Source organism: Calidifontimicrobium sp. SYSU G02091 (genome assembly GCF_022631395.1).
Lineage (GTDB): Bacteria > Pseudomonadota > Gammaproteobacteria > Burkholderiales > Burkholderiaceae_C > Calidifontimicrobium > Calidifontimicrobium sediminis.
Window position 1 is genome coordinate 81,719 of sequence record NZ_JALBGB010000013.1, and the last position, 15,747, is coordinate 97,465.

13 protein-coding genes are annotated in these 15,747 nt (G+C 72.7%); 5 read left to right on the plus strand and 8 right to left on the minus strand.

Translation table 11 applies throughout. From position 1 onward, the window contains the following. Positions 1–14: 14 nt before the first annotated feature. From MOJ79_RS10025 to MOJ79_RS10055, 7 genes are all read right to left on the minus strand, one after another. A complete protein-coding gene (locus MOJ79_RS10025; protein WP_241924035.1) occupies positions 15–1,670 on the minus strand; it encodes a hypothetical protein in 1,656 nt (551 codons plus the stop codon). Positions 1,671–1,749: 79 nt separating this feature from the next. Next, a complete protein-coding gene (locus MOJ79_RS10030; protein WP_241924036.1) occupies positions 1,750–2,871 on the minus strand; it encodes an NAD(P)/FAD-dependent oxidoreductase in 1,122 nt (373 codons plus the stop codon). Between the two features lie 2 nt (positions 2,872–2,873). Then, a complete protein-coding gene (gene paaG, locus MOJ79_RS10035) occupies positions 2,874–3,659 on the minus strand; it encodes a 2-(1,2-epoxy-1,2-dihydrophenyl)acetyl-CoA isomerase PaaG (RefSeq protein WP_241924037.1) in 786 nt (261 codons plus the stop codon). Next, the gene (locus tag MOJ79_RS10040; RefSeq protein WP_336606321.1) at positions 3,652–6,159 is read right to left on the minus strand and encodes a ligase-associated DNA damage response DEXH box helicase; all 2,508 of its coding nucleotides are present in this window, start codon (positions 6,157–6,159) and stop codon (positions 3,652–3,654) included. The genes paaG and MOJ79_RS10040 overlap by 8 nt, the downstream gene beginning before the upstream one ends. A 61-nt stretch (positions 6,160–6,220) precedes the next feature. Continuing rightward, entirely contained in the window at positions 6,221–6,637 is a 417-nt protein-coding gene (locus tag MOJ79_RS10045) for a hypothetical protein (protein ID WP_241924039.1), read from the minus strand. Positions 6,638–6,652: 15 nt separating this feature from the next. Further along, positions 6,653–8,116 (minus strand): potassium/proton antiporter, encoded by a 1,464-nt coding sequence (locus MOJ79_RS10050; RefSeq protein ID WP_241924040.1) that lies wholly within the window; start codon positions 8,114–8,116, stop codon positions 6,653–6,655. Beyond that, complete coding sequence (locus tag MOJ79_RS10055) at positions 8,104–8,973, minus strand: DUF429 domain-containing protein (protein ID WP_241924041.1); 870 nt, start codon at positions 8,971–8,973, stop codon at positions 8,104–8,106. The genes MOJ79_RS10050 and MOJ79_RS10055 overlap by 13 nt, the downstream gene beginning before the upstream one ends. Positions 8,974–9,023: 50 nt before the next feature. On the opposite strand from MOJ79_RS10055, the gene MOJ79_RS10060 reads away from it, so the two are divergent. From MOJ79_RS10060 to MOJ79_RS10075, 4 genes are all read left to right on the plus strand, one after another. Beyond that, the gene (locus tag MOJ79_RS10060) at positions 9,024–10,076 is read left to right on the plus strand and encodes an asparaginase (protein ID WP_241924042.1); all 1,053 of its coding nucleotides are present in this window, start codon (positions 9,024–9,026) and stop codon (positions 10,074–10,076) included. Positions 10,077–10,242: 166 nt separating this feature from the next. After that, positions 10,243–11,796, plus strand: coding sequence for a PhoX family protein (locus MOJ79_RS10065; RefSeq protein ID WP_241924043.1), 1,554 nt, complete (start codon positions 10,243–10,245; stop codon positions 11,794–11,796). A 34-nt stretch (positions 11,797–11,830) separates the two neighbouring features. Beyond that, positions 11,831–12,430: a PEP-CTERM sorting domain-containing protein gene (locus MOJ79_RS10070; protein WP_241924044.1), complete on the plus strand. Its 600-nt coding sequence runs from the start codon at positions 11,831–11,833 to the stop codon at positions 12,428–12,430. Between the two features lie 151 nt (positions 12,431–12,581). Then, positions 12,582–13,208, plus strand: a complete 627-nt coding sequence (locus MOJ79_RS10075) for a hypothetical protein (RefSeq protein WP_241924045.1) — start codon at positions 12,582–12,584, stop codon at positions 13,206–13,208. Between the two features lie 29 nt (positions 13,209–13,237). On the opposite strand, the gene MOJ79_RS10080 is transcribed toward MOJ79_RS10075, so the two are convergent. Beyond that, positions 13,238–13,741 (minus strand): flavodoxin family protein, encoded by a 504-nt coding sequence (locus MOJ79_RS10080; RefSeq protein WP_241924046.1) that lies wholly within the window; start codon positions 13,739–13,741, stop codon positions 13,238–13,240. Positions 13,742–14,601: 860 nt separating this feature from the next. Between MOJ79_RS10080 and MOJ79_RS10085 the strand changes: the two genes are divergently transcribed. After that, entirely contained in the window at positions 14,602–15,663 is a 1,062-nt protein-coding gene (locus MOJ79_RS10085; RefSeq protein ID WP_241924047.1) for an undecaprenyl/decaprenyl-phosphate alpha-N-acetylglucosaminyl 1-phosphate transferase, read from the plus strand. Positions 15,664–15,747 lie beyond the last annotated feature (84 nt).

Genomic DNA, 15,747 nt, shown 5'->3' on the forward strand with positions numbered 1-15,747 from the left:
CCGCTGCGCCGTGCCTACGCGCTGCGGAAGCGGCTCAGCCGGATGAACGCGATCGCGACGAACGGCAGCACGAAGCCCAGCGTCGTCGTCGTGATCAGCAGGTGGCCGAGCTGGCTGTAGTCGGCCGGCACGCTGACGACGCCGGTCAGCGGGTCCTTGACTTCGCGCGTCACGGTGAACCACTGGTTCAGGTACTTCGTGCCGAGCTGCGACGCCGACAGCGCGAGGTTCGTGAACGAGGCCATCACGGCGAAGTAGGTCGCCTTCAGCCGCTCGGGCGCCGAGCGCGCGATCCACGCGAGCATCGGCACCATCGCGATCTGCCCCAGCGGCGACTCGAGCGCGGTGTCGACGATCGCGATGAAGCGCGCGTCGACGACGCCGCCGGTGTGCGCCGCGGTCCACTCGTGCAGGCCGTAGTACATGCCCACCGTCGGCAGCGCGAGCACGGTGCCGACGACGGTCAGCATCGCGACGATCTGCGTGATCGAGTGGTCGCCCATGTAGCGGCGGAACAGGAACAGCCCCGCGAGCGTCAGCACGCTGGCGATCAGCGACAGCGTCGCGAGGAACTGCTGGTCGAAGCCCAGCACGTCGATCATCCACCACGTCGAGCCGGCGCCGGGGCCGGGCAGCGCGCGGAACACGAACACGACGATCGCGGTGCCGATCAGCGTGTGGCGCGCCTCGGGCGTGAGCTCGCCGGTGAGCTTGACGATCAGGAACACGATGATCGCCATCGACAGCGCGAACACGATCTCCTGCGCGGCGGGGATCTTCGCGACGCCGAGCCCGACCGAGACGACGGCGAACAGCAACCCGCCGCCGAGGATCCACCAGTTGACCGGCGGCGGCTCGGGCTGCGCGGCCAGCAGCCGCAGCGCGTCGTCGTGCGCGACGCCGCTGGCCTTCAGCCGGCCGAGCTCGCGCCGCCAGACCCAGCGCGCGAGCACGACGCCGGCCACCGAGACGACCGGGATCACGAGCGCGAGCTCGTACACCCGCGTGTAGATCGCGACCTTCTCGGCCTCGGGCAGCGCCGCCGCGCCGGCGAACATCACGACGTTGACGAGCGACACGAGCACGCTGCCGCCGATGATCGCGACGCGCCCGAGCGTCTGCACCGTCGTGTTCATCAGCCGGCGCTGGTCCTCGGGCAGCGGCTGGCCGCGCTCGTCGACGCGCGGCACGGCCTCGACGGTCATCGCGTCGGCGACGACGTCCTGCAGCACGTAGCCCACCGGCCCGAGCAGCGCCGAGATCACGAACCAGGTCTCGACCGGCAGCACCGCGGCCATCGCGGCACGTTCGGCCAGCAGGCCGATCATGATGAACAGGCTCGCCGCGAGCAGCAGCGCGCCGAGGTAGATCAGCCCGGCCTTGTAGCGCCACATCAGGTCGACGAGGTGGCCCACCGGCATCTTCAGCGCCCACGGCAGCCCGGCCCAGAAGCCCAGCGCGGCGAGGAACTCGGCCGACAGGCCGAGGTACTCCTTGACGAAGAAGGTGCCGACGATGCCGGTCAGCCCCGAGATGCCGGCCGCGACGTAGACCATCAGCGGCGGCAGGTACGACAGCCGCATCTCGCGGCCGAGCTCGAGGATGTTGGCGTCGAACCAGCGCGCGAGCGCGTGGGCCCAGCGGTGCGAGACGGTGGCGGGGCGGGTCATCGAAAGCGGCGGGGCGTCGTCCAGGGGCGGCGGTCGCGAAGCGTAGCGTCGCCCGCTGCGTTGGCACAGCGCAGGGGCATCACGCGGCGCCCAGCCGCGCGACGACTTCGTCGCCGATCGCGAGGCACGCGGTCAGCCCCGGCGACTCGATGCCGAACAGGTTCACGAGGCCCGGCACGCCGTGGTCGGCCGGGCCGGCGATCACGAAGTCGGCCGCCGGCTCGCCGGGGCCGGCGATCTTCGGGCGCACGCCGCTGTAGGCCGGCTGCAGCGCACCGTCGGGCAGCGCGGGCCAGTAGCGGCGGATCGCGGCGTAGAACGCGTCGCCGCGCGCCGGGTCGACGCGGTAGTCGATCGGCGCGCCGTCGGGCAGCCACTCGGTGTCGGGGCCGAAGCGCGCCTGCCCGGCGAGGTCCAGCGTCAGGTGCACGCCGAGCCCCGCGGCGTCGTGCAGCGGATAGACGAGGCGCGAGAACGGCGCCTTGCCCGAGAGCGCGAAGTAGCTGCCCTTGCAGAAGTGCGCGCGCGGCACGTGCTGCGCATCGAGCCCCGCCAGCCGCGCCGCGAGCGCCGGCGCGTCGAGGCCGGCGGCGTTGACCACGGTGCGCGCGCGCAGCGTCATCGGGGCGTCGCCGCCGACGTCGAGCTCGATGCCGCCCGCGACGACACGGCCGCCGAGCACCGGGCTCGCGAACGCGAGCACCGCGCCGCACCGCTCGGCGTCGCCCTGCAGCGCGAGCATCAGCGCGTGGCTGTCGACGATGCCGGTCGACGGCGAATGCAGCGCGGCGACGGCGTGCAGCGCCGGCTCCATCGCGAGCACCTCGTCACGTTCGAGCCATCGCACGTCGGCGACGCCGTTCGCGTGCGCCTGCGCCTGCAGCGCGCGCAGCGCGCCGAGCTGGCCCGCGTCGGTCGCGACGATCAGCTTGCCGCAGCGCCGGTGCGCGACGCCGCGCTCGGCGCAGTACGCGTAGAGCTGCTCGCGCCCGCGCACGGCGAGCCGCGCCTTCAGCGAACCGCTCGGGTAGTACAGCCCGGCGTGGATGACCTCGCTGTTGCGCGCGCTGGTGACGGTGCCGACCGCGGTCTCGCGCTCGACGACGACGACGTCACGCCCGGCGAGCGCGAGCGCACGCGCGACCGCCAGCCCGACGACGCCGGCGCCGACGACGACGGCGTCGACCGCTTCGACCGTCATCGTCAGCGGTCGCGGAACGTGGGCTTGCGCTTCTCGAGGAACGCCGCGACGCCCTCGCGGTAGTCGTGCGCGCGGCCGAGCTCGCGCTGCAGGTCGGCCTCGAGCCGCAGCGCATCGGCGTAGCTCAGCTGCGCCGCCGTGTCGATCGCGCGCCGCGTGTCGGCGAGCGCCTTCGTCGGCATCGCGGCGAGCCGCTGCGCGAGCGCCTTCACGGTGTCGGCGAACGCGTCGTCGTCGACGCACTGCCAGATCAGGCCCATCGCCTGCGCGTCGGCGGCGCTGAGCTTGTCGCCCGTCATCGCGAGCGCCAGCGCGCGCGCGCGGCCGACCAGGTGCGGCAGCAGCCAGGTGCCGCCGCAGTCGGGGATCAGCCCGATCTTCGAGAACGCCTGGATGAAGCTCGCCGAGCGCGCCGCGACGACGATGTCGCAGCCGAGCGCGAAGTTGGCGCCGGCCCCGGCGGCCACGCCGTTGACCGCGGCGATCACCGGCACCGGCATCGAGCGCACGCGCAGCGCGAGCGGCCGGTACAGCCGCTCGATGACCTCACCGACGTCGACGTCGTCGCCGGCCATCCCGGCGTCATTGAGGTCCTGGCCGGCACAGAAGCCGCGGCCGGCGCCGGTGACGACGACGCAGCGCACCGCGGCGTCGTTCGCCGCCGCGTCGAGCGCGGCGCGCAGCTCGGCGTGCATCGCGGCGGTGAAGCTGTTGAGGGCGTGCGGGCGGTTCAGCGTCAGCGTGCGCACCGCGCCGTCGGTCGCGGCGAGCACCAGCGGTTCACTCATCGGGACGTCTCCTGCGGGGTCGGGTGCCGGATCGTACCGGCACGGCCGCCGCGCCGGCATCGGCATCGACCGCAGCTTCGGCCTCGGCGAGGATGCGCGCGAGGCGGTCCTTCAGCTTCTCGGTCGTCAGCTGCTCGCGCAGCCGCTCGACCATCAGCGGCAGCGCGAACGGGCTCGGTGCGGCGAGCTCGACGAAGTCCCGCGGCGCGGCGGCCATGCGGCGCAGCACGGCCTCGAGCCGGCCGATCTCGAGCTCCTGCGCGAGCACCTCCTGCTCGGCCTGCGCGAGCAGCAGGTTGCCGGCGTCGTACCGGCGGAACACCTCGTAGAACAGGCTGGAGGAGGCCTGCAGCTGGCGCAGGCTCTTCGGCGCGCCGTGGTAACCGCTGAAGACCAGCCCGGCCACGCGCGCGATCTCGCGGAAGCGCCGCTGCGCGAGCGCGCCGCTGCCCAGGCTCGCGAGCACGTCGGCCAGCAGGTTGGCCGTCGAGAACAGCGAGCCGTCGTGCAGCGGCGCGAGGTCCAGCGGCTTCGCGGCGACGATCTCGAGCCCGTAGTCGTTGATCGACAGCGAGTACGTGTTCGGCGCGGTGCGCGCCAGGCGCCACGCGAGCAGCTGCGCGAGGCCGCCGTGCACGAGGCGCCCGCCGAACGGGTAGAGGAACAGGTGCTCGCCCTCGCGCGAGCGGTAGCGCTCGACGAGCAGCCGGCCGGCGCGCGGCAGCTTCGAGCGCTGCTGCTGCGTCGCGAGCATCGGCGCGGCGGCCGCGATCTCGGGCTCTGCGCGGTCGACGAGGTCGCCGCGCGCGAAGCCTTCGAGCAGTGCCTGTACGGCGTCGGCCATCTCGCTCGACAGCGGCATCTTGCTGCCGGCCCACGACGGCACGATGCCCTTGGGCTTCGTCGCCCGGCGCACGTAGGCCGTCATCTCCTGCGTGCGCACGTATTCGAGCACGCGGCCGGCGAACACGAAGTGGTCGCCGGGCTTCAGCCGCGCGATGAAGCCCTCCTCGATCGTGCCGATCGTGCCGCCCGAGAGCCATTTGACCTGCATCGACGCGTCGCTGACGATCGTGCCGACCTGCAGCCGGTGGCGGTGCGCGATGCCGCGGTCGACGACGCGGTACACGCCGTCGTCGCCGCGCTGCACGCGGTGGTACTCGGGGTACGCCGCGAGGCTCGCGCCGCCCTGCACGACGAAGGCGAGCGCCCAGTCGAACTCGTCGCGCGTCAGACCACGGTACGCCGGCGCGGTGCGCACCTCGTCGAACAGCGCGTCGGGCTCGAAGCCGCCGCCGAGCGCGACGGTGACCAGGTGCTGCACCAGCACGTCGAGCGGCTTGTCGGGGTTCGCGCGCGACTCGACGCGGCCGGCGAGCGCCGCGCGGCGCGCCGCCGCGGCCTCGACGAGCTCGAGCGTGTTGGTCGGCACCAGCGTCACGCGGCTCGCGCGCCCGGGCGCATGGCCGCTGCGCCCGGCGCGCTGCAGCAGGCGCGCCACCCCCTTCGCGCTGCCGATCTGCAGCACGCGCTCGACGGGCAGGAAGTCGACGCCGAGGTCGAGCGACGACGTGGCCACCACCGCCTTCAGCCGCCCGTCCTTGAGCCCGAGCTCGACCCACTCGCGCACCGCCTTGTCGAGCGATCCGTGGTGCAGCGCGACGACGCCGGCCCAGTCGGGCCGCGCCTCGAGCAGCAGCTGGTACCAGATCTCGGCCTGGCTGCGCGTGTTCGTGAACACCAGCGTCGTCGACGAACGCTCGATCTCGTCGACGACCGGCGGCAGCATCTGCGCGCCGAGGTGCCCGCCCCAGCTGAAGCGCCCGGGCTCGTGCGGCAGCAGCGTGTCGATCACGAGTGGCTTGTCGAGCCGGCCCTGCACGAGCACGCCGCGGTCGTCGCCGACGAGCGTGGCCATCGCCTCATCGAGGTTGCCCAGCGTCGCGCTGAGTCCCCAGGTGACGAGCGCCGGGTTCCAGCGCTTCAGGCGCGCGAGCGCGAGCTGCACCTGCACGCCGCGCTTGTTGCCGATCAGCTCGTGCCACTCGTCGACGACGACGGTGTGCACGCCGGCCAGGCGCTCGCGCGCATCGGCGCGCGTGAGCAGCAGGCTCAGCGACTCGGGCGTCGTGACGAGCGCAGCGGGCAGCCGGCGGTCCTGGCGCGTGCGCTCGGCGGCGGGCGTGTCGCCGGTGCGCAGGCCGACGGTCCACGCTGGCGCGAGGTCCGCCAGCGGCTCGCGCAGTGCGCGCACCGTGTCGGCCGCGAGCGCGCGCATCGGCGTGAGCCACAACACCCCCAGCGGCGGCGCCGCGCCGCGCATCGGCACGCCGAGTGCGGCGGCGCGCTGCAGCGCGCCGAGCCACGCGGCGTGGGTCTTTCCGCTGCCGGTCGTCGCGTGCAGCAGGCCGCTGGCGCCCGCGGCCATCGCGGCCCAGACGCGGCGCTGGAAGTCGAACGGCGTCCAGCCGCGCGCGGCGAACCAGGCTTCGGCGCTCACGGTCGGCACCGACAAAGGCGCACGCGACGCCCGTGCGATGCGCGCGGCGCGGACCCGCGCGTCAGTTGCCGGCGGTGCGGTCGCGCGGGGGCTCGCGGCCCCCACTTCGCACTTCGCGCGCCTCGACGTCGATCACGTCGCCCGGCATGTCGCGGCGCGCGCGGCCGGCCTGTGGCTGCGGCGCGGCGCGGCGGGCGCGAAACATCCAGCGGCCGTCGGGGAACGGCACCAGCGTCGGCCGCCGCCCGGTCAGCAGCGACCACAGCAGCAGCACCGCCGAGGCAATCAGTGCTGCGATCATCGCGCTGACGAAGAACAAGGCCCCGGCGACGATCAGCACGATCCGCGCGAGCAGCGCAAGCACACCGCCGACCACACCGGCGACCCCCCGACGTTGGCGCGACTTGCCCATCCGCATTCGACGCCCCGACCCGCGGCCGGTTCCCGGCGCGAGTGGGCCTCGGCGGCTGGCGCGCATGCCGCCCGCCCGCCGTCATGGCCCGGCGGGCGCACCGAGGCGCAGCCCGACGCGCGCGATGCGCCCGCCGTCTAGGGCGCGCACGCTGAACTGCGCGCCGGCCCACTCCGTCGTGTCGCCGACCACCGGCGGGCGGCCGAGCCGCCACGCGAGCCAGCCGGCGAGGTCGCGTGGCCCCTCCTCGGGCAGCGGCAGGCCGTAGAAGCTGCACAGGTCGGCCAGCGGGGTACCACCGTCGAGCACGAAGTCGCCGAACAGCGCGCGGTGCGCCGGCTCGTCGGCGACGTCGGGCAGGTTGACGCCGAAGCGCTGCGCGGCCCAGCGCATCGTCGTGCCCTGCAGCAGCAGCGACGCGAGCACGACGACGAACGCGACGTCGAACAGCAGCCGCGCCTGCGGCACGCCGGCGACCATCGGGAACACCGCCAGCACGATCGGCACCGCGCCGCGCAGCCCGACCCACGAGACGAACGCGATCTCGGCGGCCTTGAACCGCAGCGGCGCGAGGCACAGCCACACCGCCACCGGCCGCGCGACGAGCATCAGCACCGCAGCCACGCCGAGCGCCGGCAGCAGATGGTCCATCAGGCGTGTCGGCGTCACGAGCAGCCCCAGCAGCAGGAACATCGCCGCCTGCGCGAGCCACGCGTAGCCGTCCATCGCCGCGAGCGCGCTGAGCACGAGCGCCTCGGCGCGGTGGCGCACGACCAGCCCGTACAGGTACACCGCGAGGAACCCCGAGCCGCCCGCCATGTTCGCGCCGGCGAACACCGCCACCCCCGACGACAGCAGCAGCAGCGCGCCGAGCGCCTCGAACTCGCCGACGAGGCGGATGCGGTTGAGCAGGCTGCCGACGATCCAGCCGCCGGCCAGCCCCACGACGAGGCCGCCACCGGCCTGCTGCGCGAACAGCAGCGCCAGCGACGCCGCGTCCTGGCCCTGCGGTGTCGTGATCCAGGCGATCAGCATCATCGTCAGGAACACGGCCATCGGGTCGTTGATGCCCGACTCGATCTCCAGCGTCGTGGCCATGCGCTCGTTCAGGCGCAGCTGGCTGGTGCGCATCAGCGAGAACACCGCGGCCGCGTCGGTCGAACCGACGATCGCGCCGGCGAGCAGCCCGAGGCGCCAGTCGACGCCGAGCAGCCACGCCGCGGCCGCGCCGGTGAGAGCGGCGCTGACGACGACGCCCACCGTGGCCAGCCCCAGCGCCGGCTTCAGCCCGGTGCGGAAAGTGCCCAGCGCCGTGCGCAGCCCGCCGTCGAGCAGGATCACCGCCAGCGCCGCGTTGCCGACCCAGAACGCGAGGCGGAAGTCGTCGAACTCGACGCCGCCGGGCCCGTCCTCGCCGACGAGCATGCCGGCGCCGAGGAACACGAGCAGGAACGAGAACCCGGCGCGCGCCGAGAACAGCCCGGTGAGCACGCTGGCGAACACCAGCGCCCCGGCCACGAACAGCACGAGGTTCAGGACGTCCACGCCGCCTCCGGCGTTGCCGCCCGCGCGGTCTGCGCACCGACGATCCAGCCCTCGACCGGGTCGACGTCGGCCGGCAGCCCGTAGCCCGGCTGGCGCGACGCCCACGCCACCTCGACGAGGCACAGCACGGCGTCGAGCCGGTCGCCCGAGGCGTCGGCCGTCAGCGCGTCGCGCTGCGCGTGCGTGAGCTTCAGCCGCAGGCCCAGCGGCGAGCGTCCCTGCTCGAGCGCGTCGACGAGGTCCTTGCGCGCGATCAGCGTGTCGGCGCCGTCGCGGTTCTTGTACGGGCGCCGGCCGATCAGCGCATGCGCGAGCCAGCCGGGATAGGCCTCGAGCGCGACGCGCGCAGTGTCGCCGGCGCACAGGCCGGGCACGTCGACACCGGCGGCCACGAGCCGCGCAAAGCCCTCGTAGTACATGAAACCCACCGGCACGTAGCGCGTCTGCAGCGGACTCGTCGAGCTGACACCGGGCAGCGCGGTGTCGGTCGCGCGGTGCAGCAGGCGCCGGCCGGGCGGGCGGGCGTTGCCCCACGCGTCGATCAGGGCGCGCCAGGCCATGCGCGTCTCACAGCGGCGGTGCAGCTCGGCAATCACCGAGCGCGCGTCGCCGCCGAGCGCGAGCGCGTCGACGAACGCGCGCGGCAGCCCGAACGGGAAGTCGAACGCACCGAGCCACGGCCCCGGTGCCGCGAGCAGCGCCTCGAAGCCGGCCAGCGTCGTGATCTCCTGCAGCGACTGCAGACGCAGCACGTCGCCCGCCCGCGTGCCGTGCGCGGCCACGATCGGCTTGCGCCGGCCGGGCGCGCAGGTGAAGTCGACGCCGAGCAACGAGGGCGGAACGGGCGGGGGGTGCATCGGGGCATTGTCGGGTCTTGCGCCGCCGCACGCCGCTACAGTGGCCCCCCATGGACGCGAACCCGGTCCTCGTCGACGTGTGGCGCGGCACGCTCGTCGAGTCGCGCCACCGCGGCGCGCTGACGGTCGTCGACGCCGACGGCCGCGTCGTCGTCGCGCTCGGCGACGTCGAGCGGCCGGTGTTCCCGCGCTCGGCGGTCAAGCTGCTGCAGGCGCTGCCGCTCGTGGCCAGCGGCGCGGCCGACCGCTTCGGCCTCACCGACGACGAGCTCGCGCTCGCGTGCGCATCGCACAGCGGCGAGCCGGCGCACGTGCGCACCGCGGCCACGATGCTGGCCAAGGCCGGGCTCGACGCCGGTGCACTCGAGTGCGGCGTGCACTGGCCATCGCGCGAGGCGGTGCAGCGCGCGATGGCGGCGGCCGGCGAGGCGCCGGGCGCGCTGCACAACAACTGCTCGGGCAAGCACGCCGGCTTCGTCTGCCTCGGCTGCCTGATGGCCGCGGCGCGCGGTGCCGACGCGCGCGCGTTCGTGCGCGGCTACGTGCAGCGCGACCACCCGGTGATGCGCGAGGTGACCGCGGCGCTGCAGGCGGCCACCGGCTTCGACCCGGCCACGGCGCCGGTGGGCACCGACGGCTGCTCGATCCCGACCTACGGCATCGCGCTGTCGCAGCTGGCGCTGGGCTTCGCGCGCGTGGCCACCGGCACGGGCCTGTCGGCCGCGCACGCCGCCGCGGCGCGGCGTCTGCGCCGCGCCGTCGCCAGCGCGCCGTTCATGGTCGCCGGGACCGACCGCTTCGACACGCGCGTGATGCAGCGCCTGGGCGAGCGCGTGTGCTGCAAGGTCGGCGCCGAGGGCGTGTACTGCGCCGCGCTGCCTGCGCGCGGGCTCGGCGTCGCGCTCAAGGTCGACGACGGCGCGACGCGCGCCGCCGAGGTGGCGATGGCCGCGGTGATCGACGCGCTGGTGACGCTCGACGGCGACGAGCGCGCGTTCATGCGCGGCCTGGCCGAAGTGAAGCTCGTCAACTGGAACGGGCTCGAGGTCGGTGCGCTGCGTGCGACCGACGCGCTGCGCGAGGCGCTGGCCGCCGCGGTCTGACAGCCTCGCATCCGCGCGCCACTTCGGGTCCCGTCACCCCTTTGCCCATCGCGCGCCGATGCGACGGGCTTCCCCTTGAACACGGGCATCGCCGGCCGCGCGTGTCACAGCCGCTTCACCAACCGCCTACAGCATCACGCCCCGATGTCAACCACCAGGAGCGTGCATGTCCTCACAGAACCCCGATTTTTCGCGTCGCCGACTGCTGCAGGGCAGCGGTGCCGCCGTCGCCGCGGCCTTCGGCGGGCCGATCGCCGCACTGGCCACGCGTGTGGCCGAAGCCTCGGTCGCACCGTCGTGCCAGGCGGCCACCGCCTCGGCGCTGATCGACAGCCCCTATGGCCCGACGGCCCCCGTCGCCGACCTGACCACCGGGCTGGAGCTGATCGAGCTGCCGCCGGGGTTCAGCTACAAGAGCTACGGCTGGACCGGCGACACCATGTCTGACGGCCTGGTCACGCCGGGTGCACACGACGGCATGGGTGTCGTCGTCTCGCGCCGCGTCGGCCGCAGCCAGGAAATCATCCTCGTGCGCAACCATGAGCGCTCGACCAGCAGCAACGCCGCCAACATCGTCGGCGCAGGGCGCAACAGCGTCAGCAAGTACGACACCGGCACGACGGCGGGCGTGTACCAGATCGGCGGCAACACGAACCTGGTCTGGCGCGACGGCAACTGGGTCGGCAGCTTCGCCAGCCTCGGCGGGCTGAATCGGCCCTGCGCCGGCGGCGCGACGACGTGGGGCTCGTGGCTGAGCAACGAGGAGATCCGTTCCAACAGCGTCAGCACGACGGGCAAGCGGCACGGCTACATCTTCGAGGTGCCCGCCGACATCAGCCTGCGCGCCGCCAACCCCGAACCCATCGTCGCGATGGGCCGCATGGCGCACGAGGCCAGCGCGCTCGACCCCGAAACCGGCTACTGGTACCTGACCGAAGACCAGGGCAATGCGAACACGCTGTACCGCTTCCGCCCGCACAACCTGCAAGGCGGGCTGGATTCGCTGCACGCCGGCGGCACGCTGCAGGGGCTGGCAGTGCGCGGCGTGGCGAATGCCGACCTGCGCATGACCACGCTGTGCCAGGAGTACATCTGCGAGTGGGTCGACATCGCCGATCCCGACCTCGATGGCGCGACCGTGTTCTCGTCGGCCACCGGCGGCAACGTCTCGATGAGCGGCCCGTTCCGCCAGGCCTGGGCCAACGGCGCGGCGACCTTCGGTGCGAACGAAGGCTGCTGGGTCGCCAACGGCGTCGTCTACTTCACCGACAAACAGGTCAGCACCAGCGCGCCGGGCGCACGCGCCGGCCGCATCTGGGCGCTGCACCTGGCGTCGATGACGCTCAAAGCCATCTTCGTCAGCAACAGCCTGCAGGTCGGCAACTCGCCCGACAACATCTGCATCAGCCCGCGCGGGGGCCTGATGTTCTGCGAGGACGGCGGCACCAGCGGGCCGGGCAACGTGCCGGCGATCACGTCGCAACACCTGAAGGTGCTGCATCCCAACGGCAGCAGCTACGTGTTCGCGAAGCACAACTTCAACTTCACCAGCGCGCAGCTGACCGCCGTGGGCAAGAGCGGCTCGCTCGCCGGCGACCGTCGCAACACGGAGTGGGCCGGATGCGTGTTCAGCCCCGACGGCCGCGTGCTGTTCGTCAACCTCTATACCCCCGGGATCACGCTGGCGATCACGGGCCCGTGGGAACGCGGCACGCTGTGAGCATCCTTCTCGTCAGGACCCTCGAACCATGATCATGAGACTCCACTCCCTCGCACTGGCCGCCGCGCTGGCGGCGGCCGCCGCGCCGGCCTCGGCGCTGGTGCTGGTGCAATCGCAGACGGTCGGCGCGACCGCCGTCGCCGATTTCAGCGCACCCGGACAGCTGGCCTTCGACGTCGACTTCCGCAACACTGCCCCAGTCACGCTGACCTTCCGCGTCGAGGCGGACGACCTGCTCGCACCGCTGGCCTTCGACGCGGTGCTGCTCGCGCCCGGCACCGGCTTCGACGTGCTGGGCTTCGCGCTGCACGGCGCGAGCTTCCAGAGCATCGGTTCCGTGACGCCGCAGTTCGGCGGCCGCATCGATCGCATCGTCGTCGGGAGCGACTTCGCCAACGTCTACTTCGCAGCGCCGGAGTTCCTCGGCGTCGAGGTGGGGGACGCGTTCGGACCGCCGTCGTCGAAGACCGACTGGACGCTGTCACTGGCCGGTCTGAAGGTTGGTGACACCTTCCGCATCACGGTCGCGACGAACGCCGTGCCCGAGCCCGCGACGCTGGCGATGGCGCTGACCGGCCTCGGGCTGCTGGGCTGGTCGCGCCGCGCAGGCCGCGCGACGTCGACGAACGCCTGATCGGGGGCTGGCATGCCGCGCAGCCGCTGACCGCGCGGCTGCGCGGACGGTTGCCGGCGCCGCGCTGCGACGGTATCGTTGATCGTGAACAGGGCGGGCGACGCCATCGCGATGTCGCCCGTCCCGGCCGACCCGAACCGGAGGGCGAGCAGTGACGATGCGCCCCTGCACCCCCAAGCCCATCGCACGCGCACTGTGTGCCGCCGTGTTCGCGCTCTCGTTCCTGCCTGCACAGGCAGCATGGGTCGACCACACGTTCACGGTGCACTTTGGCGACCTCGGTCCGCTGGCCGGGCGCACGGGACAGATCACGGTCACGCTGGACGCAGTCGCCACGCCCCGAGACCCCGGCATGACTTTGCTGCAGGTGCTGGGCTACGCGAGCACCGACCTCGCCTACCGGTCGGATCTCGGTCTCGAGGATGCGTTTGCGCGGCTGCTCGGCCGCGACGGGGAGGGTGAACCGACCGGCATCGTCGTCGGGCAATGCGAGCCGTCGCTCGAGTGCCGCCTCGACGTGCCGACCGACGAGCCGGTGTCGGTGCCTTTCTACCTGCGGCTGTTCGATAACGTCAACGAGTTCGTCTATCTCACCGGCGACGCCAACGCCGGCTACACCCGCCAGGACGGCCGCATCATCGATTGGCAGCGCGATGTGCGCGCCATGCCGGCCCCGGGCGCGGCGGCGACCCTGCTTGCCGCCGTGATGGGCTGGGCCGGCGCGGCCGCAGCCAGCGACCGGCGACGACGCCACGCGCGCACGGCACCACGCGACTGAGTGAATCGAAGGCCGTTGCGCCTACAGGTTCAGAACACGCCCAGCACGATGCCGCTGGCCAGCGCCGCACCGAGTTCGGCGCAGCGTGCGCGATTGGCCTCGCCGATGCGCTTGGGCGCCGCGATCGCCGCAGGCGTCTGCGCGTGCGTGCACACGACGAGCGGCGGCGCCACCGCGCGCAGGCGCCAGCCGGTGGCGATGCGCTCGAGCTGGCGCGCGGCCCCCGTGCCATCGCTGCCGGCGCACACCAGCGCCGCGTACGGGCGACCCTCGACGCGGCCGAGCACCGGGTAGTAGCAGCGGTCGAAGAAGTCTTTCATCAGCCCGGCCATTGAGGCCAGCATCTCGGGCGTCGCGAAGAGGTAGCCGTCGGCGGCGAGCACGTCGGCGGGGCCGGTGTCGACGGCACGCTGCAGCCGCACCGCGAGCGCCGGCTCGGCCGCGCCGGCGGCCTCTGCCGCGGCGCGTGCCATCTGCGCCGTGCCGCCGGTGTGCGAGTGGTAGACGATCAGCAGCGTGCGGGGCGTGGCCATGCGCGAGCATAGCCAGCGGCGGGCGGCTGACGATCGGCGCATGGCCGATGTCGCCCCGCCTGCCGGCGCCGTGTTCACGCTGCACCGCGGCACGATGCCGCTCGTCGTCAGCGTACCGCACTGCGGGCGCGAACTGCCTCCTGGCGGACTGCGCGAGCGGCGGTGCTGCGGGCGCTCGACGTCGAAGACACCGACTGGCACCCCGATCGCCTGGGCTGAACCGCCCCGGGAATCGAGGAAGCTTCTTCGTTCGAGCAGATGCAGCCGACATGAGGGAGTCCTCCGAAGTCTTCCCCGAAGGCCGTCGAGCGTGCGGTGCACATGGTGTTCGAGACCAAGGACCCGTCCCCGTCCCAGGGGACGGCCCTCGAGTCCATCGCGGGCGAGATCGGCTGCCCCGCCGGGACCCCTGCGTGATGGCCCTACGGCGGCCGAGCAGCAGCGCCTCGAGGAGCCCGAGCACGAGCTGCACCGCGCCAACGAGATCCTGAAGCTGGCCTGCGGCGCCCTTGCCGGATCGATCCCGCCCCAGGCCTTGTACGAGTCCGCCGAGCAGTACCGCGATCGCTTCGGGGTTGAACCCGTCGAGCGGCTGATGCGTGCCCGCAGCTGGCGTGGTGTCGTCGCGGCAAGGCCGTGCGCGCGACGGTGCCGGATGCGAAGGTGCCGTACCCGCTGGACCGTGTCAGCCGCCCGCTCAGGGCCAAGCGGCCGATTCACCGGCGTGGGCCGGGGAAGGCGCACGAAGCCGTCGAGCCCCTTGAGTGGTTCGCGTGATGGCCGCCCCAAGCCGCTACCATAGCGTGCCCAAAAGCGCTGGGGATCGCACTTGCGATCGACAGCGTACAGACTCTCGCGGTATGGGGACGCTGGCGGTCATTTGTTTGCTCACCTGTTCGGTCGCCATCATGGCCTTGCGCCCCTTTTCACGCGCCGTCGGCCTGCTCGACCGCCCTGGGGGACGCAAGACGCACGAGGGTCACGTCCCGCTCGTCGGGGGGCTGGGCATGTTCATCGCCGTCGCGGTCGGTATGTGGCTGATGCCCGCGACGGATATTCATACCCCCCTCCTGATCGGTGCCTGCGCGCTTCTCGTCGGTGTAGGCGTTGTCGACGATCGTTTCGACATTGCTGCACGGGGTCGGCTCATCGTCCAGCTGGTGGCCGCGCTGATCGTCATCCTGGCGCTTGGGACCGACTTGGCACTGTCGTTCGGCCGCGCGTTCGGCACCTCGCAGGCACTGGTCCTTTCCGGTTTGCCAGCCATTGCGGCATCGCTGCTGCTGATTGGAGGCGCGATCAACGCGTTCAACATGATCGACGGCATGGACGGACTGGCCGGCAGCATGGCCTTCATCGCCCTCGCAGGGTTCGGCTGGCTGGCCACGCATGCGCACGACGCCTATACGGCACAAGTCTGCTTCATCGCGCTGGGAGCCACCGCGGGGTTCCTGATGTTCAATCTCCCGCTCGTCGTCAACCGTCCCTGGCGGGTTTTCATGGGCGATGCGGGCAGCACACTGCTCGGCTTCCTGACCGCAATCGTGGCCCTGCGGCTGACGCAGGGTCCCGCAGCGGTCGCCCCGGTGACCGTGCTCTGGCTGGCCGCACTGCCGGTCTGCGACCTACTGGTCACCGTGCTGCGACGCATCCTCGGCGGCCGCTCGCCATTCCATGCCGACCGCGGCCACTTCCATCATCGCCTGGCAGATGCCGGACTCACGGCACCCGCGACACTGCTCGTCCTGTGCGTCACGGCCGCGTGCCTCGCGCTCGCCGGCCTGTGGATGCACGCCGTGCGGGTCCCGGAAGCGCTCCAGCTCGGCGCGTTCTTCGGTGTGATGGCGCTGCTCGCCTTTGCTTCATCGACGGCCTCACGCTGGACGGCATTCCTGCCGGCCTGGAGCCAAAAAGAAAGGTAATTCCTAAGCAAACCGGACCAAATCTGAGAGGATTTGGTCATGGAGCGATGTCCCGGATGTGCAGGTTGTCGGCACTATCGCCTG